This window comes from Sphingomonas sp. (assembly GCF_051962185.1).
Classification (GTDB): domain Bacteria; phylum Pseudomonadota; class Alphaproteobacteria; order Sphingomonadales; family Sphingomonadaceae; genus Sphingomonas.
On sequence record NZ_JBQCCN010000321.1, the window covers coordinates 1 to 19,274 of the forward strand.

Below are 19,274 nucleotides of genomic sequence, written 5' to 3' on the forward strand. Positions count from 1 at the left end.
ATAATTGGTGTAATCGTCGTTGGTCGAGGCGTTGTTATAGCCGCCGACATCCTCGGTCAGGCGATCGAAATTCTCCGACTTCAAATTCTTCGTCGCCTTGAACATCAGATGCTCGAACATGTGCGCGAAGCCGGACTTGCCCTTGGGGTCGTCCTTCGAGCCGACGTCGTACCAGACCTGGACCGAGACATTGGCGGTCTTGGTGTCGCGGATCGCATAGACGCGCAGGCCATTGGCGAGCGTGCGGACGGTATAAGCGATCGGCTTGACGCTGGTGGCGGCGCTCGCCGCGGCGGCCGGCCGGGGCGCCGGCTTCCTGGCCGGCGGAGCGGCGACGGCGGCGATGGGAAGCAGGGCGGCGCCCATCAGCAGGGCGGCACGAGTCAGACGCATTCAAGTCTCCGGAAAGGAGGTGAGGATGCGGCGATGTGTCGCGCTAAAACGGCGCGAGTCAATCGCCGGACGCGCGTCCGCCCGGCGCCACGACGTTGGCGATCAGGCGGCGAGCATCATCCGCGCTTCTTGTTGCGATTGGCGTAGAGCAAGGCGGCCGCGACCGCTGCCGATCCTATCCCCGCACTCAGCGCCGCCATGCCCCATTTGCTCAGCTTGGCGGGTTCGGGCGTGCCCTCGGCGCCCTTTTGGCGTTCCTTGGCGGCCCGTACCGTGGCCATGATCTCATTTTCTTCTTCGGGCTGATCGATCACGCTCACTCTCCTCGCCCTTGTCCGTAGCGCGCCCGGAATCCGCTCGCAAATGCGTTGAGCGTTCCCTGGGCGATTGCCGCGCGCAAGTCCGCCATCAACGCCTGGTAGAACCAAATGTTGTGCTCGGTCATCAGCATCGCGCCCAAAATTTCTCCCGCCCGGACGAGATGGTGGAGATAGGCGCGTTCCCAGGTCGCGCAGACCGGGCAGCCGCACTCGGGATCGAGCGGCCCTTGGTCCTCGGCGAACTTGGCATTGCGGATGTTGATCGGCCCGGCCCGGGTGAAGGCCTGGCCGGTCCGGCCCGAGCGCGTCGGCAGCACGCAGTCGAACATGTCGACCCCGCGCTCGACCGCACCGACGATGTCGTCCGGCTTGCCCACGCCCATCAGATAGCGCGGCTTGTCGGCGGGAAGCTGACCCGGTGCGAAGTCGAGACAGCCGAACATCGCCGCCTGCCCCTCGCCCACCGCGAGCCCGCCGATGGCATAGCCGTCGAACCCGATGTCGGTTAGCGCCGCCGCGCTCTCGCCGCGCAACGCCTCGTCGAGCGCGCCCTGCTGGATGCCGAATTGCGCGGCATTGTCGGCATGCTCGCCGCCGCCCAGGAACGCCTCGCGCGAGCGCCGCGCCCAGCGCATCGAGCGCGCCATGGCGGCCGCTTGCACGTCCTTGGTCGAGGTGGTCGGGACCAGTTCGTCGAACGCCATGACGATGTCGGAGCCGAGTAGCCGCTGGATCTCCATCGAGCGTTCGGGGCTCATCAGATGCCGCGAGCCGTCGAGATGGCTCTTGAACTCGACCCCGTTCTCGTCGCGCTTGGTCAGCTCGGACAGGCTCATCACCTGATAGCCGCCGCTGTCGGTCAGGATCGGCCGCTCCCAGCCCATGAAATGATGCAAGCCGCCCAGCCGCGCGACGCGCTCGGCGGTCGGGCGCAGCATCAGATGATAGGTATTGCCCAGGATGATATCCGCGCCCGCCGCGCGCACGTCGCCCGGCTTCATCGCCTTGACCGTGGCGGCGGTACCGACCGGCATGAAGGCGGGCGTGCGGATCGTGCCGCGGCGCATCGCGATCTGGCCGGTGCGCGCCTTGCCGTCGGTGGCGTGGATTTTGAAGTCGAAATGGGGGGTCATGGCGCGGCGCTCTAGCGGCAGTCGGCGCGCGGGTCACGTCCCCGCGGATCAGGTGGTCAAGCCCGATCTGTCCGGCGCTCCTTCGAGATCGTATTCCTTGGCCAGCGCGGTGGCGCAATCGGCGCCGCGCTTCAGCCCGTCCTCGCCGAGATCATCGGCCATCGTGTCGAGATGCTCTTTCGCGCGGGTATCACCGTGAGTAGCGGCGATGATGAAATAAGCGGTCGCCTCGATCTTGTCGGGCGGAACGCCTTCGCCGTTGAGATAGACGATGCCGATCTCGTTGAACGCATGCACATTGTGGAGCTTCGCGCCCTGGCGATAGCAATCGAGCGCCTTAGCATAGTCGCGGCCGACGCCGCGACCACCCGAATACATCACGCCCATGCTGACATAAGCGTTGGAATATCCCTGCGCCGCCGACTTACGGAACCAACCCATCGCCGCAGCCGAATCGAGCGAAACGCCTTCTGGCGTATCGAGCATCACGCCGTAGCGCCACTCGGCGTGCGGCTCGCCTTTCTCGGCGGCCTGGCGGTAGTAATCGGCGGCCCTGGGCTTGTCGGCGGCGACCCCGCGTCCTTCGTCGTAGAACCAGCCCATCCAGTCGAGTGCGGTGGCGTCGCCGGTCGCCGCCACCTTGCTGACTTGCGCCAGCGCCTCTTTGTCCTTGCCCGCCTTGAGCAGCGCCTTCCAGTCGTCGACCGGCCCCGCGGCGGTCAGCAGCATCACCACGATCAGCGCACCCAATAAACGCATTCGGCCCCTCCCCTCGTCCTGTCGCCAACCTATCGCATCGCCTTCACATAGTCGACGAACGCGCGCAGCGGCGGCGGTACCAATCGGCGACCCGGATAATAGAGGAATGGCCCGGAAAAACTGTCCCACCAATCCTCCAGCACCGGCTCCAGCGCGCCGCTGTCGAGATGCGGGCGCAGCCAATCCTCGAACGAGCTGATCACCCCGCCGCCGGCGATGGCGACATGGATCAACAAGTCGATACCGCCGCCGACCGAGATGATCAGGGGCCCCTTGGGATCAATCCGCACGATCTCGTCGCCGCGCACGAATTCCCAGGGCGCCGTCAGCCGTCCGCTGGGGAAGCGGCCGAGCAGGCAGGCATGATCGAGCAAGTCGCGCGGATGCGCCGGGCGGCCGCGGCGGTCCCAATAGGCGGGCGCCGCGGCGGTGGCGAAGCGCTGGATGCGCGGACCGATCGGCACCGCGATCATGTCCTGATCGAGCCGCTCCTCGTAGCGGATGCCCGCGTCGCAGCCCGCGGCAAGGACGTCGACGAACGATTCGTCGGCGACCAGCTCGAGCTTGATCTCGGGATAAGCGGCGAGGAATCCGGGCACCACCGCCGGCAGCACCGTCCGGAGCGCGCTGCCCGGCACGTTGATCTTGAGCGTGCCGGCGGGACGGTCGCGGAAATCGTCGACCATCGCCAACGCGGCCGCGACCTCACTCAGCGCCGGCCCCAGCCGGTCGAGCAACCGCGCGCCCGCCTCGGTCGGCGCGACGCTGCGCGTGGTGCGGTTGAGCAGCCGTACGCCGAGCCGCGCCTCGAGCCGCCGCACCGCCTCGCTCAGCCCCGATGGGCTGGCGTTGGTCGCTCGCGCCGCTTCGCGGAAACCGCCCGCCCGCGCTACCGCGACAAAGGAATCGAGATCCCCGAGGTCAGCATCCATTGTTCGATAATCCGCACAGAGGCGTGCCGATTATGCCGGATATCGCGCAGGCACGCAACTCCTAGATGGAGCCTGTCCTCAAAAGGAGTTTCCCGATGACCGTCTCTCCCGCCATTTCCAGGGCCGGCACCTTCAGGCTCGGCGATCGTAATGTCCACCGTATCGGCTATGGCGCGATGCAGCTCGCCGGTCCCGGCGTGTTCGGCCCGCCGCGCGACCGCGATCAGGCCGTGGCCGTACTGCGCGCGGCGGTCGCGGCCGGCGTCGACCATATCGACACCAGCGATTTCTACGGCCCGCACGTCACCAATCGGATCATCCGCGAGGCCCTGTCGCCTTATCCCGGCGATCTTACCATCGTAACCAAGCTCGGCGCGGTGCGCGGCGACGACGGCGCGTGGCTCCCGGCGCAATCGCCCGACGACCTCAAGCGCGGGGTCGAGGACAACCTCCGCAATCTCGGCATCGAGGCGATCGATATCGCCAACATGCGCGTGATGGGCGACGTCCACACGCCGAGCGAAGGCTCGATCGCCACGCAATTCGCCACGCTCGCCGATCTCCAGCGCCAGGGGCTGATCCGCCACCTCGGCATCAGCAACGCGACCGCGACCCAGGTCCGCGAGGCGCAGGCCATCGCGCCGCTGGTGTGCGTGCAGAATATGTACAATGTCGCGCATCGCGAGGACGATGCGTTGGTCGACAGCCTGGCGGAACAAGGCGTGGCCTATGTCCCGTTCTTCCCGCTGGGCGGCTTCAGCCCGTTGCAATCCACCACCTTGTCCGAGGTCGCCGAGACGATCGGCGCAACCCCGATGCAGACCGCGCTCGCCTGGCTGCTGCGGCGTTCGCCCAACATCCTGCTGATCCCGGGCACCTCGTCGCTCGCGCATCTGACGGAAAATCTGGCGGTCGCCGAGATCGACCTGCCCGACGACGCCATGGCGAGGCTGAACGGCCTCGTCATTGCCGCCGGCTGATCGCCCAGTCCGAATAATTTGCTAACCATCGCCGTGCATATCGGGTCCGGGAGGATCCGATATGGGGCTGGTTGTCGGGTTAGCGCTGGTCTTCATCGTCTTCCCACTGCTCGTGCTGTTCGGTGCTGCCTGGGCCGTAATCCGACTGCAGCCGCTGGTCGCGATCATCGCGATCGTTTTGCTCTGCTGGCTGACCCCATTCCCGCAGATTTATAGCGGCATGCCGCTCCTGATCGGGATCGCGCTCGGTCTCGCGCGACGGATGAGCCGCCTCAGGCCAGATACGCCGTAATGTCTTCCGGCGTGGCGAATACCTTGTCGGGTCGCATCGCCAGCAGCATCTCGGGATTGGCATAGCCCCACAGCACCGCGCCCGCACCCATGCCGACCACGCGCGCGGCATCGATGTCGCGGGTCTCGTCGCCGATCGACAGGATGGCATCGGGCGCGAGGCCGCTCGCCTTGATCGCCTGGCGGAACTTGCGGACCTTGCCGAACAGGCCCGAGCCGCAGAAATAGCGTTCGATCCGTGCCGCGTCGTCCGTTCCCAGGATCGCGCGGACATTCGCCTCCGAATTGGACGAGCAGACGAACATCCGCACGTTCGCATCGCTCAGCGTCTTGAGCATCGCCCGGATACCATCGAACAGATGGATCTGGTGGGCGTCGCGACCGAACCGCGTGCGGACGTGGCGAGCGATGATCGGCAGCTTCCAGCGCGAGATGCCGAGATGGTCGATGACTTCGCGCGTGGTGCGCTTGCGCAGCCCCTCGACCTCGTCGGGATGGACCGCGCGAAAGCGGAAGCGCGCGGCGAGATCGTCGACGATCGACAGGAACCAATTGCCGCTGTCGGACAAGGTCCCGTCGAAGTCGAAGATGACGAGCTGGTACGGATGCCGCGCGGCGGTCACGATCAGCCGCCCCGCTTCCCGCGTTTGCCGCGCCGGTCGTCGCCCATCGGAAAGGCGCGGATGGTCAGCAGTTCGGCGCGGGTCAGCACGCCGTCCTTGTCCTTGTCGAGCCGGGTGAAGATCTGGTCGAACTTCGCCTGGAGCTCGGCGAGCGTGATCTGGTTGTCGCTGTCGGTATCGGTCTCGTACGGCCCGGGCAGCGCATTGGCATCGCCGAGCCATTTCTGCGCCCAGTCGGCGAACGCGATATAGCCGAGCTTGCCCTTATGGTCGGTGTCGATGGCGTCGAAGCTCTTCGCCACGCCTTTGCGCAATTCGTCGCGCGTCACGCGGCCGTCGCCGTCGGCATCGAACGTCGCGATCATCATCGCCACAGGCTCGACCACCAAGACCGGCGGCGCCGCGACCGCCGCCGGCCCGTTCTTGCTGCCGAGCGGAACGGGAACGCGATTGTCGTTCTGCGCACCGGCCGGGACCGCGAGAAGACCGAGCCCCAGCAAGACGATCCCGCCTGTTATCGAAACGAGACAAGAGGCGCGGGCATCGCCGCGGCGGATGGCTGGAAGGGCTCGATTCGGCGGCATGGGAAAGAGGCTGTGCCTCAGCCGGTGCGCCCGGGCAACAGCGACGCGCCTAACGGATGGGTACCGAAGCGCCTGCGTAGGGGTCATACGGGACCGGCGCGGCGGTGGACTGCGGCCGAGGCGGCGGGGGCGCCGGTGCGACGACCACCGGCGGCGCGCTGTCGTAATCGCCCGCGCCGGTTGCCGCGTAGCGCAGCCCACTGACGATAGCCGATGCGCCGAACAGGATGAAGCAGCCGAATACGACCGTCGCGCCATGCCGGATGTTGATCCGCCCGGTTAGCATCCCGAACCCGATCGCCGCCACCGCGATCACCGCGACCGACGTCGCCACGCTGCCCAGCAGCACGTCCTGCAGCCACGACACCGCGGCGACCAGCGCGCTCGATCCCGCAGCGGAATCGGCAAGAGAGGTCGGGGCGTAGGTCAGGATCATGCCGTGAGCTTATGCCAGTCCTGGGCCGAGGAACAGAGCCCGGCAGGCGGCGACGGCGTTCGCAACGACGATCGATCGCCGATAACCCATGATGAAAATCGCCCACTTCTCGGGCCTTGGCAATCGTCGTGCACCGCCATAGGACGGCTACGGGGTTGAGGGGGCAAGATGAAAAAGACCGGATTCCGCGCGCGTGCGTTTGGCGCGCTCGTTTCTCTGATGGCCGGCGCATGGCCGGCCATCGCGCAGACCTTCCACCCCGGCGGACCACCCAACAAGCAGCGGACCCCATTGATAGTGCCGCCGGCACGCCCCGCACCTGTCGCGATCGCACCGCCCGCACCGCCAATGCCGCCCGCTCCACCGCGCGTTGCCGTCGCGCCGGCCAAGCTGCGCGGTTCGCTCGTCTATGTCTATTCATTCCTCGACCTTCGGGAGGGTCTCTATACGTCGAAGGTGCTCGACCGCTTCGACGGCGACCTCACCGCGCGCCTCCAGGCGGAGACGATCGGCAGCAAGATTCTCCATTTCGACCACAGCGCCGCGAGCACCGGCGAATTCTATGCTGGTGGCTCGCTCAACGGCAGCGAGTCGCGGGAAATCCCGGTGATGGAGACGATCTACCGCAACCTCGCCGACGAGGTGGCGGTCAAGGCGCGCTTCCGCCTGATCGTCTTTCCGAGCCAATATACCGTGGCCGGAGCGTGGCGCTTCTATCAGATCCGTTTCGTCCTGATCGACACGCGCACCAATCGCCGCGTCATGGACTATCTCTACAGCGGCAAGCATCTGGTGATGTGGAAGAACAGCGAGAATTCGGAAGCGTGGTCGAAGAAGATCCTCGACCATCTGTTCGCCGAACTGAAAACGCGCGACCTGTTGTGATCGGCGGTCGGCGGCGGCGCACCGGTTGCCGTCGCCGATCCTATCGTTCGTGCCGTTGAACGGTGACCGGGGACCCTAGAGCGGCGTGGCCGCAGCGCCTGCCCGCGGCGGCGGCGCGGCCGGCGTCGTCGGCGCATTCGGCGCCGTCGGCTGCGCGGTGGCGTCGCCCTGGATGAGGTCAATGTTCGGTGCGAGCTGGCTGAATACCATGTTGCCGCACGTATCGAGCACCGTGCCATCGTCGAACCGAAACGTCAGGCTGCCGCCGCGAAGCGCATCGTCCATCATCGGGCGCATGCTCGACGGCATTCGATTGACGTTGGTCCGGGCGAGCATCGGGTCCTTCGCATAGGAAACCACCGTCGCCGGCTTGCCGGCATAGGTCAGGTTCACGCTATAGGTCTTGGGCACGCACAACGGCATCCGCCCGACCAGCACCTTCTTGCCGACCAGCAGATTGAGATCGTCCGGTATCTTGGTAGTGGCGGCGCCAGCGGGCGCCGGCGACGTCTGTCCATAACCCGGCGCCGCCATCACCAGCAACGCGACCACAACGCACGATTTGTTCATCCATCCCCTCCCGCAATCGCGCCGACAACCCGCCGTGCCGCCGCCAACTCCGATTACGGCAGCAGCAGCGAGGCGTCACCATAAGAATAGAAACGATAGCCGTTTTCAATGGCATGCGCATAGGCCGCCTGCATTCGGTCGAGCCCCATCAGCGCCGATACCAGCATGAAGAGCGTCGACTTCGGCAGATGGAAATTGGTCATCAGCCCGTCGATGCCGCGGATCTTCACGCCGGGGGTGATGAAGATGGCGGTGTCGCCCTCGAACGGATGGACGCGACCCTGGTCGTCGGCCGCGCTCTCGATCAGGCGCAGACTGGTGGTGCCGACCGCGATCACCCGCCCGCCGGCCGCGCGCGTCGCGTTGATGCGATCGGCGGTGGCGGCGTCGATACGACCCCATTCCGCGTGCATCTTGTGCTCGTCGGTATCCTCGACCTTGACCGGAAGGAAGGTGCCCGCGCCGACGTGCAGGGTCAGCGTGACATGCCCGATCCCCGCCGCATCGAGCGCCGCCATCAGGCCGGGCGTGAAGTGCAGCGCAGCCGTCGGCGCCGCGACCGCGCCGGGCTCATCGGCGAACATCGTCTGATAATCCTCGGCGTCGCGCGCATCGGTCGGGCGGCGCGCGGCGATATAGGGCGGCAGCGGCATCCGTCCCGCGCGCTCCAGCAGCAATTCGACCGGCTCGTCGCCGGCGAAGTCGAGCGCGAAGCTGCCGTCCTCGGCGCGGTCGGTCGCGGTCGCCGTCACCCCGGCGCCGAAGTCGATCGTCTCGCCTTCACGCAAGCGCTTGGCGTTGCGGATGAAGGCGCGCCAGCGGCGGTGGCCCTCGCGCTTGTGCAGGGTCGCGCCGATCCTGGCATCCCCTCGCCTGCCCTCGAGTTGCGCCGGGATCACGCGCGTGTCGTTGAACACCAACAGGTCGCCGCGACGCAGCTCGGCCGGCAAGTCGCCGACCAGCCGGTCGCGCGTCGCCCCGTCCGCCCCCGCGCCGTCGAGCACGAGCATCCGCGCCGCATCGCGCGGGCTCGCCGGGCGCAGCGCTATCCGCTCGGGCGGCAGGTCGAAGTCGAACAGGTCGACGTTCACGTCGCCCCTCGCATCAGCCGATAAGGGTTACTTCTTCTGCGGCGCCGGTTTCGCCGCCGGCTTGGCCGCGCTCGGCGCCGCGGGCGTCGGAGCGGTCGGCGTCACCAGCGTCGGTGCGGGCGCCAGCACCGGCGGCGGCGGCGGAGGGGCCGGCGTGTAGGGCGGCGGATTGTCCGCGGCGATATAGGCATGCAGGATCGTCGACGGATTGGCCGGCGGCTCCCCGCGCTCGACCTTGTCGACATATTCCATGCCCGAGATCACGCGGCCGAACACCGTGTATTTCTTGTCGAGTGAGAGCTTCGGCAGAAAGACGATGAAGAACTGACTGTTGGCGCTGTTCTCCGCCCGCGTCTTCTCCTCGGCCGAGGCATCGGGCGCCGCACCTTCGCGCGCCGCCGCCACCGCGCCGCGCACGTGCGGCAAATAGTTGAACTCGGCCGGGACGTCGGGCAGCGTCGAGCCGCCGGTGCCGTCGCCCTTGGGATCGCCGGTCTGTGCCATGAAGCCGTCGATCACGCGATGGAACTTCAAGCCGTCGTAGAAATGCTGACGGGTCAGCGTCTTGACCCGCTCGACCATCTTGGGCGCAACATCGGGGCGCAACCAGATGACCACGCGACCGCCGGTGGACAGGTCGAGATAGAGCAGGTTTTCCTTGTCGGTGACCGGCGGCGGCGCGAGCCGTTGCGGCGCCGGCGGAGTCGGAGGCGCCTTCTGCTTCTTCGCGGCGATCGCAGGATTGCCGGCGATCGCGACGCTCATCATCGCAATCAGGCCGAGAAAGAAACGCATGGGCACTCCGGAAAAGACGGTCATTCGGTGTCGCGACTTAGAGCAAATCGCGCCGAGCGCCAATGCGCAGTACGTGCGGCGGATTTAAGGCAGGATCGGGAGCGGTGTATCGCGCGAGCGCATCGGGAAAATGATCTCGCGCAAAGACACGAAGGCACGAAGAAGTAGATGGTTCGCGCAGAGGCGCAGAGGCCGCGGAGATCGGTTGAGCCTCGCGAAGCGAGGCTCTCTATTAAGCGACGCTCACAGCTCCACGTTTCCGCGCCTCCCCACGAAAGCTCTTCGCGCCTTCGTGTCTTTGCGCGAGAAAAAGCGCTTAACTCCCCTTGCGCCCCATCGCCTCGACGCGCGCCGCCACCTCTTCGCGCACGGTCGGCGATACGAACTTGCCGATCTCACCGCCGTACATCGCGATTTCCTTGACCAGCCGGCTGGCGATCGGCTGCAGCGCGACATCGGCCATCAGGAACACGGTCTCGATCCGGTTGTTGAGCTGCTGGTTCATGCCCGCCATCTGATATTCATATTCGAAATCGGCGACGGCGCGCAGGCCGCGGACGATGACGCTGGCACCTTCACGCTCGGCGAAATCCATCAGTAGCGAATCGAAACTGACGACATGGATCTCGCCGCCGATCCCGGCGGCCTCGCGCTGGACCATCGCCATGCGTTCCTCGACCGAGAACATCGGCGATTTGGACGGATTGGTGGTCACCCCGATCACCAGCCGGTCGACCAGCTTCGCGCCGCGCCGGATGATGTCCATATGCCCCAAAGTGATCGGATCGAACGTGCCGGGATAGACCCCCGTGCGAATGGTCATGTCTCCCCTCCCCAACTTCCCAACTAGCGGTCGCGGTCGAGCACATACCGCGCGACGCTGCGCAACAGATCGGCCTCGGATCCATAGGCCCGCAAATGATCGATCGCCTGGTCGACCAGGATCCGCGCCTGGCCCCGCGCGCGGTCGACGCCAAGCAGCGACACGAAGGTCTCCTTGCCCGCGCCCTCGTCCTTCCTGAGCTTCTTGCCCGCCTTGGCCTCGTCGCCCTCGATGTCGAGCAGATCGTCGGCGATCTGGAAAGCGAGCCCGATGTCGCGGGCATAACCGCGCAATCCCGTCCGCCCCTCGGGCGCGACGCGGCCGAGAATCGCGCCGGCCTCGACCGCGGCGCCGATCAAAGCGCCGGTCTTCATCGCCTGGAGCCGGGTCACGGTGTTGAGGTCGAACGTCGCGCCCTCGGCCTTCAGATCCATCATCTGCCCACCCGCCATGCCGTTGGGGCCGGCGGCGCGCGCGATTTCGAATACCAGTTCGGCGCGAACGAAGGGATCAGGATGGGTCGCCGGGTCGGCCAGCCATTCGAACGCCAAAGCATGCAGGCTGTCGCCGGCCAGCACCGCCGCCGCCTCGCTGAACGCGCGATGCACGGTCGGCTTGCCGCGGCGCATGTCGTCGTCGTCCATCGCCGGCAGGTCGTCGTGGATCAGCGAATAGACGTGGATCGCCTCGACCGCGCTGGCGGTGCGCGCGGTGCATTCGCGGTCGACCCCGAACAGCCCGGCGGTGGCGAACACCAGCAGCGGCCGCAGCCTTTTGCCGCCGCCGATCGCCGCGTGGCGCATCGCCTGGTATAATTCGGCGCGGGGATCGCCCGGCACCGCGAGCAGGACGTCGAAGCGGCGATCGACCTCGGCCCCGACCTGGGTCAGCGCGGCCTTTAGCGAAGGAGAGGCGACCACCGGCCGGGCGCTATCCGGCGTTGAACGGCGCGACGCCCGCCGGACGACCGTCCGAATCGAGCCGGATCGCCTCGATCCGCGCCTGCGCGGCATCGAGCCGCTCGGTGCATTTCTGGCGGAGGTGGGTGCCTTCCTCGTAGAGCCGGATCGCGTCGTCCAGCTTCGCCTCGCCGCTTTCGAGCTGGCGGACGATTTCCTCGAGGCGCTTCAGCGCGTCCTCGAACGACAGGTCATCGATCGGCGTGTCCATGTTGACAGCCTATGCGGCAGCGGACCGGCGGGAGCAACCGCCGATCCGCGACACATTCGGTTTCAGCAACGCTGAGACGGACCGGCGGTTACCGCGCGGCCAACGGCCCTCCGGTTATTTGACGAACCAGCCGAACTTCATCGCCAGCCACAGCAGCACCGCCGCGCCGACGATCGACGCGAGGAACCCGGCGGGGTGGAACGGCTTGTCGCGCTGGCTCGAGCTCAGCAGGTGGACGGCCAGGCCGGCGATGACCGAGCCGGCGATGCCGAGCAACGTGGTCATGACGAACCCGATATGCGCATTGCCCAGGATCAGCAGCTTGCCCAGCGCGCCGACGATGAAACCGACGACGATCATGCGGATAATTGCGAGCATTCTCTTTCTCTCCCCACGTTTGTGGCGGGCGGAGGATTGCACGGCCGTTCCGCTTGCACAATGAGTCGTTCGCGTCGCCGCGGACCCGCCGCCCGCGCGATGCGTTCGGTCGAACGAGACGAGAGGGAGCGCCATGTTCACCAGCATCAATCCCGCCACCGGCGAGCCCGGATTGAGCCATGCGGAATTGACCGACGCGCAGGTCGAGGCGCGGCTGGCGAAAGCACAAGAGGCGTTCCTGATGTGGCGCGACAGCGACCTCAAGGATCGCCTGACCCTGCTTCGCCACATCGCCGAGCGGTTCGAGGACGACAAGCACCGGCTCGCGCGGATCGCCACCGAGGAAATGGGCAAGACGCTCAAATCGGCCGTCGCCGAGGTCGAGAAATGCGCCTCCGCCTTTCGCTATTACGCGCGGCACGGCGCGCAATTGCTCAAGCCGGTGGAGGTCGACGCCCCGTTCGGCCATGCCGTCGCGCGCTGGCTGCCGATGGGGCCGGTGCTGGCGGTGATGCCGTGGAACTTTCCTTATTGGCAGGTCGTCCGCTTCGCCGCGCCGGCGATCATGGCGGGCAATGTCGGGCTGCTGAAACATGCCTCGTCGGTCCAGGGCTGCGCCGCGGCGCTCGAAGAGACCATCCTGGCCGGCGGCGCGCCGGAAGGATTGTTTCAGAATCTCGCTATCACGTCGGGCACGGTCGCCGACTTGATCGCCGACGATCGCATCGTCGCGGTGACGCTGACCGGGAGCGAGGGCGCGGGCGCAAAGGTCGCCGAGGCGGCGGGCAAGGCCTTGAAGAAGGTCGTGCTCGAACTCGGCGGGTCGGACCCGTTCGTCGTCATGCCGTCGGCCGATATCGCGCTCGCCGCCAAGACCGCGGTCACCGCGCGCACCCAGAATACCGGCCAGTCGTGCATCTGCGCCAAGCGGATGATCGTCCATGCCGATATCTACGACGACTTCATGGAGGCCTTCTCGGCCGGGATGAAGGCAGTGACAACCGGCGACCCGATGGACCCCGACACCGACATGGGGCCGCTGTCGTCGGAGGAGCAGCGCGACACCGTGCTCGGCCAGCTCGCCAAATTCCGCGAGGCGGGGGCGACCTTGTTGTTCGGCGCCAACAAGCCCGATCTGTCCGGCGCCTATCTGACGCCCGGCATCCTGGTCGACGTCGATCCCGAAAGCGAGGTCGCCAAGGAAGAAGTGTTCGGTCCGGTCGCGATGGTGTTCAAGGTGAAGGACATCGACCAGGCGATCGCGCTCGCCAATGACGTGCCGTTCGGGCTGGGTTCGTCGGTCTGGACGCAGGACGACACGGAGAAGGAGCGCTTCGCCCGCGACATCGCCGCCGGCATGACCGCGATCAACCGCATGCTCGCCTCGACTCCCGAAGCGCCGTTCGGCGGGGTCAAGAGATCAGGGCACGGCCGCGAGCTCGGGCCCTGGGGACTACATGAATTCATGAATCTGAAGGCGGTGATCGGGTGAGGGTGCAAGGCGCAGAAACGAGCAAATAGCCCCTCCCCTTCAGGGGAGGGGTTGGGGTGGGGCAGTGCCGCAAGCGCGCGCTCTGCGAGATATACCGCGCCCCCACCCGCTCCCCCGAAGGGGAGGGGCTTGATTTCAAATCAGATCGTGAAGCCGCCGTCCACTGTCAGCGTCGTACCGGTGACGAACGAGGCATCCGGTCCCGCCAGGAAAGCGGCCGCTCCCGCGATCTCCTCGGCCTCGCCGAAACGCCCGAGCGGGACGAGTTGCTTGAGCATGTCGCCGACCTCGCCGCCCGGCACCATGTCGGTCGCGATCGGCCCTGGCTGGATGACGTTGACCAGGATTCTGCGCGCGGCGAGATCCTTGGCCCAGCCGCGGCCGAGCCCTGCCACCGCCGCCTTGGTCGCGCCATAGGTCGCGCCGCCGGGGACCGGCGCGCGCTCGCCGGCGATCGAACCGACCAGGATGATCCGCCCGCCATCGGGAATATGTTCGAGCGCGGCGCGCGTACCGACATGCAGGCCGCGGACGTTGACGCCGAACTGATGCTCGAACGATTCGTCAGTATCCTGGTCGACCGTGGCGAATTCAGCGACGCCGGCATTGTGGACCAGGATGTCGATCCGGCCGAGCGCTTCGGCCGCCGCGGCGACGCCGGCGCGCTGCGAGGCGTCGTCGGCGGCATTGGCCTGGATCGCCACCGCCTTGCCGCCGGCCTGTTCGATGATCGCGACGGTCGCCTCGGCCGCTTCCTTGTTGCCGGCATAAGTGATCGCGACTTCGGCGCCGTCGGCGGCCAGTCGCTTGGCGATCGCCGAGCCGATCCCGCGCGAGCCGCCGGTGACCAATGCCTTCTTGCCTTCCAGAATATTGCTGCGGGCCATGTGTCTTCTCCAAGTACGCCCGCGATCACGACGTCGTGCGCTGCCGGCGAAACGCCATCTGGGAAGTAGGCCGAGCTAGTTCAATATTTCCGAACTATGAAAATAACGAACCTTTCCTATATTCGCCTCATGGCCCGCTTTACCCATCCCCGGCTGGACGACGTGCCGCTCGACCTCGCGCTCCATGCGCTGGCCGATCCCAACCGTCTCGCCATCGTCGCCCGGCTCGCCGCGGCGGAGGGATTGAGCTGCTCGAACGCGGCGCCGTGCGATTCTCCGTTGCCCAAGAGCACGCTGTCCAATCACCTCAAGACGTTGCGCGCGGCCGGGCTGATCGAGACCAATCAATGCGGGCGCGAGATGATCAATGCGCTGCGCCGCGCCGAGTTCGACCGGCGGTTCCCCGGCCTGCTCGACGCCGTGCTCGCCAACGCCGCTTGAAGCACGGTCGCGGCTGGGGCAGACAGCGGCCATGCCAGAAACCGGAACGACCGATCAGGCCCGCGCGATGCTCGATCGGGTATCGCCCGAGGGGCGCGCCCGCGCGCTCAAGGCGCAGCGCCGGCGCCAGGCCGCGACCAACAAGCTGATCCTGCGTTGCCTGATGGCCGGCGTGATCGTGGCGGCGGTGACCGCGGCGATCGGCTATGCGATCCCGATCGGCGTGCCGGGCCTGCTGGCGGCACTGGTTGTCTGGGTGATTGCCTGCGTCGCGATCGCGATGGGATCGCGCGAACGCGCTGCCACGAGCGACGCGCTGGCCGCGGCCCGGCTGCAGCAATTGCCCGACGTCGCGGGGCGCTGGCTGGAAGGACAGCGCGCGGCCCTGCCCGCGCCCGCCGTCAAGGTCGTCGACGACATCCTTCACCGGCTGGAAGGAATGATGCCGCAACTCACGCAACTCGGCCCCAACGAGCCCGCCGCCGACGCGGTACGCAAATTGCTGTGCGCCGAACTGCCCGATCTCGTCACCGGCTATCACGCCGTGCCGCCCAGCCTGCGCGATCGCGCCGGCAGCGGCGGGCAAAGCGCAGACAGCCATCTGGTCGAAGGGCTCGGCGTAATCGACGCCGAAGTCGCGCGGATGACCGAGCAACTCGCCCGCGGCGCGTTCGACGAGGTCGCGACGCAGCGGCGATATCTCGAGCTGAAATATGATGGGGCGGGGTCGCTGGGGGGTTAGGCCACGACCTGCGGCTGCCTATCGCATCCTAAAATCGCCACCACTACCGCCGTCACCCCGGCCTTGTGCCGGGGTCTGCCGGGATGCTGGATCATGGCCTTGAGGCTCCAAGGCCATAGCGTGAGGCACGGCGGATCCCGGCACAAGGCCGGGATGACGACTGTTGGGCAAGATCCCCGGGAGTCGCTTACGCTTCGTGCTCCATGACCGCCCCTAACTATTCACCGACAGCACCAGCTTCGGGTCCGGAATCCGGTCTGTTTCCGCCATCCCCTCGATGGGCAGCACCGCCGTCCCGATCGCGAAGAACTCGATCACATGGGTCGACCATCCATGGTTGCCCTCGTGCAAATCCGCCCCGACCACGCCTTCGGCGCCCGCGCGGCTCGCTTCCAATTGCATCCGCTCCATCGCGATCTCGCGCGCCTCGTAGAGCGCGACCGAGAAATTGGTCAGCTCGACATTCTGCCCTACCGTCCCGAGCGACGCGAACGGTCCGCGCCGCGCGACGTGATACACGCAGCTGCCCATGACCATTTCGAGCGGGCGATAGCCAGCCTGAAGCAGGGTCCAGAAATCCTGGCCGGTCAGCGCCGAGGTGAACGGCTCGCCGCGCGGCCCCTTGAAGCCCTGATGTCCCTTGGCATGGACGATGCCGGTGCCGATCGCCACGAATTCGAGTACCTTGTCGTCCCATTCGAGGCGCTTGACGGTGAGCCGCACGCCGACGATGCCGTCCGCGCCCATTTGCTGCGCCTCGGCCTTCATCCGCTCCATCGCGAGCGCGCGCGCCTCGTACATCGCGGTCGACAGCACATCCAATTCGACCGACGAGCCCCAGCCCGCCATCTGGAAGCCGACGTGGTAGATGCACGAGCCGACGCACAGCCCGATCGGCTCGAACCCGGCCTTGCGCACCAAGAGGAACTCGTTGACCGAGAAATCCGAGGTGAAGACGCCGTCGGGATGGCCTTCGCGCCGCAATCCCGCGAGCCGCGCGAGCGCGTGTTCGGGGATCGGCTGGTTATTGTCGGCCATCAGATGCTTCCTTCCTGATCGTCCATATCGCTGTCGTAGCTGGAGTGGCGCGGCCCCACTCCCGCGCCGAGCGGCGAGCCCTTGTCGCGCATGTCGAGCACCATCTCGATCTCATGACTGACGCCTTCGCCACGCTCGACCTCGACCACCGTGCCGATGACGATGTGGCGGCCGAGATATTGCGGCGGCTGCTTGTCGCGCTCGCGGCGCAAGAGCTGGCCGAACTGCGTATGCGCGAGCACGCCGTTGCCCTGCTGTGCTGCCGCACGGCGCAATTCGGCATGCGCGTCGCGCCGTATCCGTTCCCAGAATTCGGTCAGGTCCATGATCGGCTGGTTGGTCCAGGAATTCATCGCGCGCTGGGTTTGCCACGATCCCGCATCGCCGCCCCAGAATGAGCCGTTGTTGAGATACCAGTCATATTGCGCGCCGACCGCGATCCCGACCGGTACGATGCCGGCTTCGAGCAACCGCACGAATTCGAGCGCGGGAACCGTCGCGACCACCGGCTTTTCGGTCGGCTTGAGGCCCGCGATTTTGACCGCGGTGCCGATCAAGGTGAAATCCATGCTGGCGCCGATCGAATGGCGCAATGTCCGCATCCGCACGTCGACCACGGCATTGGCGCCGGCCGCCGCGGCCTCCCGCTGGATGCGCTTGAGCGCCTTGTGCCAGCCCTCGGCATGGCCCTCGGTCCAGCTATAGCCGTAATGAAACCAGCAAGTGCCCGACACGGTCGCGACCGGGCGGACGCCGTGACTCGTCGCCAACAACAATTCGGCCGGCGTCATGCTGCCGACCCATGGCGCCGAGCCGGCGGCGGCGCGCGCCAGCCGCTCCTCAACGAAGCCGGGCAAGCCATGATGTTCGAGAGCGACCGTCCATTCGGCGGTGCGTTGTTCGTGATCGCTGGGTTCGATCTGATCCATGCGGCGCGTGTCATGGCAGCATAAGACGCCCAACTCAATCGGGTCAGCATCGCTGACCTGTGATTTTTCGCATGGGGTTGCGCTGCGCTTGCGAAAGGCATAGCCGCGTCGCGATCGCGCGACGCATAGGGATTGAAAATGGCCGAGTTCAGCCTGCCGAAGAACAGCAAGATCCGCAAGAACGGCACGGTCCACAAGGCACCCGACGGCGCGACCAACATCCGCCGCTTCAGAATCTATCGCTACGATCCCGATACCGGCGAGAACCCGCGCTACGACACGTTCGAAGTCGACCTCGACACCTGCGGCCCGATGGTGCTCGACGCGCTCATCAAGATGAAGTCCGAACAGGATTCGTCGCTGACCTTCCGCCGCTCGTGCCGCGAAGGCATTTGCGGGTCCTGCTCGATGAACATGGACGGCAAGAACGGCCTCGCCTGCACGACCGCGATCGAGGATTGCAAGTCGGAGGTGACGATCACCCCGCTGCCGCACATGGAAGTGATCAAGGACCTGGTTCCCGACTTCACCCATTTCTACGCGCAATATGCCTCGATCAAGCCGTGGCTGCAGACCGTCACCCCGGCGCCGGCGGGCAAGGAGCGGCTGCAGAGCCCGCAGGATCGCGAGAAGCTCGACGGCCTCTACGAATGCATATTGTGCGCGTGCTGCTCGACCAGCTGCCCGAGCTATTGGTGGAACAGCGACAAGTTCCTTGGCCCGGCGATCCTGCTCCAGGCCTATCGCTGGCTCGCGGACAGTCGCGACGAGATGACCGGCGAGCGGCTCGACAGCCTCGAGGATCCGTTCCGCCTCTATCGCTGCCACACGATCATGAATTGCGCGAATGCCTGCCCCAAGGGTCTCAACCCGGCCAAGGCGATCGCCGAGATCAAGAAGATGGAAGCCGAGCGGATCGTCTGACCTTCTCGTGAGTGACGCGCCCAACCCGCTCTTTCTCTACGAAGACGATCCCGATTTGCCGGGCTGGAAGCGCTGGCAGTTCCGAGATTCGACCCGGTTCAATGCTTTCCTCGAACCGCTCCAGGTGAAGCTGGAAGGCAGCATTGCGCGCGTCCGCATGATGCCGCGCCACGACCATTCGAACATGCGCGACAACGTCCATGGGGGTGCCTTGCTCGGCTTCATGGACGTGTCGCTGTTCGCCGCCAGCCGCGCGTTCGGCTGTCTCCAGGCGGGCGGCGCGGTGACGCTTGATCTGTCGGCGCAATTCATCGGTGGCGGCATGATCGGCGAACCGCTCGAGGCGCATATCGAATTGCTGCGTGAGACCAGTCGCATGCTGTTCTTGCGCGGGCTGATCGTCCAGGAAAGCATGCCGACGATCGCGAGCTTCACGGGGACGCTGCGCAAGTCGAGCCCGCCGCCGGGTCTGGCGGGCGGACAATGAGGCGCTCTTTCTCCCTCTCCCCATCGGGGAGAGGGCCGGGGAGAGGGGCAGCCACGGGCGACGCGCTTGCGGCACGGGGGGGGGGGGGCGCGCCCCCCCCGCCCCCCCAACAACCGCGAGGCGAACCCCACAACGCCACAAACAACACAACGCCCACCCCCCCAACACACC

Annotated in this window: 26 protein-coding genes; 8 read left to right on the top strand and 18 right to left on the bottom strand. The window is 66.6% G+C overall.

Annotation, left to right across the window (positions count from 1 at the left end):
* From ACTHJR_RS19645 to ACTHJR_RS19665, 5 genes are all read right to left on the bottom strand, one after another.
* The coding region (locus tag ACTHJR_RS19645) for a M16 family metallopeptidase (RefSeq protein ID WP_440525114.1) at positions 1 to 393 on the bottom strand (393 nt) is incomplete at its 3' end.
* Positions 394 to 509: 116 nt separating this feature from the next.
* Entirely contained in the window at positions 510 to 713 is a 204-nt protein-coding gene (locus tag ACTHJR_RS19650; protein ID WP_440525115.1) for a hypothetical protein, read from the bottom strand.
* A complete protein-coding gene (tgt, locus tag ACTHJR_RS19655; protein ID WP_440525116.1) occupies positions 710 to 1,846 on the bottom strand; it encodes a tRNA guanosine(34) transglycosylase Tgt in 1,137 nt (378 codons plus the stop codon). Before tgt ends, ACTHJR_RS19650 begins: the two co-directional genes overlap by 4 nt.
* Positions 1,847 to 1,894: 48 nt before the next feature.
* Positions 1,895 to 2,605 (bottom strand): tetratricopeptide repeat protein, encoded by a 711-nt coding sequence (locus ACTHJR_RS19660; RefSeq protein WP_440525117.1) that lies wholly within the window; start codon positions 2,603 to 2,605, stop codon positions 1,895 to 1,897.
* A gap of 29 nt (positions 2,606 to 2,634) precedes the next feature.
* The gene (locus tag ACTHJR_RS19665) at positions 2,635 to 3,537 is read right to left on the bottom strand and encodes a LysR family transcriptional regulator (RefSeq protein WP_440525118.1); all 903 of its coding nucleotides are present in this window, start codon (positions 3,535 to 3,537) and stop codon (positions 2,635 to 2,637) included.
* A gap of 95 nt (positions 3,538 to 3,632) precedes the next feature.
* Here ACTHJR_RS19665 and ACTHJR_RS19670 point away from each other — a divergent pair, with 95 nt between their 5' ends.
* Together ACTHJR_RS19670 and ACTHJR_RS19675 are read left to right on the top strand one after the other, a co-directional pair.
* Positions 3,633 to 4,517 carry an aldo/keto reductase family oxidoreductase gene (locus ACTHJR_RS19670; RefSeq protein WP_440525119.1) on the top strand — a complete coding sequence of 295 codons (885 nt, stop codon included), beginning with the start codon at positions 3,633 to 3,635 and terminating at the stop codon, positions 4,515 to 4,517.
* 61 nt (positions 4,518 to 4,578) lie between these two features.
* The gene (locus ACTHJR_RS19675; protein WP_440525120.1) at positions 4,579 to 4,809 is read left to right on the top strand and encodes a hypothetical protein; all 231 of its coding nucleotides are present in this window, start codon (positions 4,579 to 4,581) and stop codon (positions 4,807 to 4,809) included.
* Here the strand turns inward: ACTHJR_RS19675 and ACTHJR_RS19680 are convergent.
* The 3 genes from ACTHJR_RS19680 to ACTHJR_RS19690 form a co-directional block, all read right to left on the bottom strand.
* Positions 4,790 to 5,431, bottom strand: a complete 642-nt coding sequence (locus tag ACTHJR_RS19680) for an HAD hydrolase-like protein (RefSeq protein WP_440525121.1) — start codon at positions 5,429 to 5,431, stop codon at positions 4,790 to 4,792. The two genes, ACTHJR_RS19675 and ACTHJR_RS19680, sit on opposite strands and share 20 nt — an antisense overlap.
* 2 nt (positions 5,432 to 5,433) lie before the next feature.
* Positions 5,434 to 5,931: an EF-hand domain-containing protein gene (locus ACTHJR_RS19685; protein ID WP_440525122.1), complete on the bottom strand. Its 498-nt coding sequence runs from the start codon at positions 5,929 to 5,931 to the stop codon at positions 5,434 to 5,436.
* 133 nt (positions 5,932 to 6,064) lie between these two features.
* Complete coding sequence (locus ACTHJR_RS19690; RefSeq protein WP_440525123.1) at positions 6,065 to 6,451, bottom strand: TrbC/VirB2 family protein; 387 nt, start codon at positions 6,449 to 6,451, stop codon at positions 6,065 to 6,067.
* A gap of 219 nt (positions 6,452 to 6,670) precedes the next feature.
* Here ACTHJR_RS19690 and ACTHJR_RS19695 point away from each other — a divergent pair, with 219 nt between their 5' ends.
* Positions 6,671 to 7,336, top strand: a complete 666-nt coding sequence (locus ACTHJR_RS19695; protein WP_440525124.1) for a hypothetical protein — start codon at positions 6,671 to 6,673, stop codon at positions 7,334 to 7,336.
* A gap of 75 nt (positions 7,337 to 7,411) precedes the next feature.
* On the opposite strand, the gene ACTHJR_RS19700 is transcribed toward ACTHJR_RS19695, so the two are convergent.
* The 7 genes from ACTHJR_RS19700 to ACTHJR_RS19730 all read right to left on the bottom strand — a co-directional run bounded on the left by ACTHJR_RS19700 (position 7,412) and on the right by ACTHJR_RS19730 (position 12,163).
* On the bottom strand, positions 7,412 to 7,906 hold the full coding sequence (locus ACTHJR_RS19700) for a hypothetical protein (protein ID WP_440525125.1): 495 nt from the start codon (positions 7,904 to 7,906) through the stop codon (positions 7,412 to 7,414).
* Positions 7,907 to 7,959: 53 nt separating this feature from the next.
* Entirely contained in the window at positions 7,960 to 8,997 is a 1,038-nt protein-coding gene (gene queA, locus ACTHJR_RS19705; RefSeq protein ID WP_440525126.1) for a tRNA preQ1(34) S-adenosylmethionine ribosyltransferase-isomerase QueA, read from the bottom strand.
* Between the two features lie 27 nt (positions 8,998 to 9,024).
* Entirely contained in the window at positions 9,025 to 9,792 is a 768-nt protein-coding gene (locus ACTHJR_RS19710; protein ID WP_440525127.1) for a peptidylprolyl isomerase, read from the bottom strand.
* 316 nt (positions 9,793 to 10,108) lie between these two features.
* On the bottom strand, positions 10,109 to 10,609 hold the full coding sequence (gene coaD, locus ACTHJR_RS19715; RefSeq protein ID WP_440525139.1) for a pantetheine-phosphate adenylyltransferase: 501 nt from the start codon (positions 10,607 to 10,609) through the stop codon (positions 10,109 to 10,111).
* A gap of 29 nt (positions 10,610 to 10,638) precedes the next feature.
* Positions 10,639 to 11,535: a polyprenyl synthetase family protein gene (locus tag ACTHJR_RS19720; protein WP_440525128.1), complete on the bottom strand. Its 897-nt coding sequence runs from the start codon at positions 11,533 to 11,535 to the stop codon at positions 10,639 to 10,641.
* A 10-nt stretch (positions 11,536 to 11,545) separates the two neighbouring features.
* Positions 11,546 to 11,785 (bottom strand): exodeoxyribonuclease VII small subunit, encoded by a 240-nt coding sequence (locus ACTHJR_RS19725; RefSeq protein WP_440525129.1) that lies wholly within the window; start codon positions 11,783 to 11,785, stop codon positions 11,546 to 11,548.
* A 114-nt stretch (positions 11,786 to 11,899) separates the two neighbouring features.
* Positions 11,900 to 12,163, bottom strand: a complete 264-nt coding sequence (locus tag ACTHJR_RS19730) for a GlsB/YeaQ/YmgE family stress response membrane protein (protein WP_440525130.1) — start codon at positions 12,161 to 12,163, stop codon at positions 11,900 to 11,902.
* Between the two features lie 133 nt (positions 12,164 to 12,296).
* On the opposite strand from ACTHJR_RS19730, the gene ACTHJR_RS19735 reads away from it, so the two are divergent.
* Entirely contained in the window at positions 12,297 to 13,655 is a 1,359-nt protein-coding gene (locus tag ACTHJR_RS19735) for an NAD-dependent succinate-semialdehyde dehydrogenase (RefSeq protein ID WP_440525131.1), read from the top strand.
* Positions 13,656 to 13,795: 140 nt separating this feature from the next.
* On the opposite strand, the gene ACTHJR_RS19740 is transcribed toward ACTHJR_RS19735, so the two are convergent.
* Positions 13,796 to 14,542 (bottom strand): SDR family NAD(P)-dependent oxidoreductase, encoded by a 747-nt coding sequence (locus ACTHJR_RS19740; protein WP_440525132.1) that lies wholly within the window; start codon positions 14,540 to 14,542, stop codon positions 13,796 to 13,798.
* Between the two features lie 129 nt (positions 14,543 to 14,671).
* Between ACTHJR_RS19740 and ACTHJR_RS19745 the strand changes: the two genes are divergently transcribed.
* On the top strand, positions 14,672 to 14,983 hold the full coding sequence (locus ACTHJR_RS19745) for an ArsR/SmtB family transcription factor (RefSeq protein WP_440525133.1): 312 nt from the start codon (positions 14,672 to 14,674) through the stop codon (positions 14,981 to 14,983).
* 31 nt (positions 14,984 to 15,014) lie between these two features.
* Positions 15,015 to 15,725: a hypothetical protein gene (locus tag ACTHJR_RS19750; protein ID WP_440525134.1), complete on the top strand. Its 711-nt coding sequence runs from the start codon at positions 15,015 to 15,017 to the stop codon at positions 15,723 to 15,725.
* Positions 15,726 to 15,938: 213 nt separating this feature from the next.
* On the opposite strand, the gene ACTHJR_RS19755 is transcribed toward ACTHJR_RS19750, so the two are convergent.
* Positions 15,939 to 16,763, bottom strand: a complete 825-nt coding sequence (locus tag ACTHJR_RS19755) for a heavy metal-binding domain-containing protein (RefSeq protein WP_440525135.1) — start codon at positions 16,761 to 16,763, stop codon at positions 15,939 to 15,941.
* The gene (locus ACTHJR_RS19760) at positions 16,763 to 17,692 is read right to left on the bottom strand and encodes a heavy metal-binding domain-containing protein (protein ID WP_440525136.1); all 930 of its coding nucleotides are present in this window, start codon (positions 17,690 to 17,692) and stop codon (positions 16,763 to 16,765) included. Before ACTHJR_RS19760 ends, ACTHJR_RS19755 begins: the two co-directional genes overlap by 1 nt.
* 138 nt (positions 17,693 to 17,830) lie before the next feature.
* Here ACTHJR_RS19760 and ACTHJR_RS19765 point away from each other — a divergent pair, with 138 nt between their 5' ends.
* Together ACTHJR_RS19765 and ACTHJR_RS19770 are read left to right on the top strand one after the other, a co-directional pair.
* Complete coding sequence (locus ACTHJR_RS19765) at positions 17,831 to 18,616, top strand: succinate dehydrogenase iron-sulfur subunit (RefSeq protein WP_440525137.1); 786 nt, start codon at positions 17,831 to 17,833, stop codon at positions 18,614 to 18,616.
* Between the two features lie 7 nt (positions 18,617 to 18,623).
* Positions 18,624 to 19,103, top strand: a complete 480-nt coding sequence (locus ACTHJR_RS19770; RefSeq protein WP_440525138.1) for a PaaI family thioesterase — start codon at positions 18,624 to 18,626, stop codon at positions 19,101 to 19,103.
* Positions 19,104 to 19,274 lie beyond the last annotated feature (171 nt).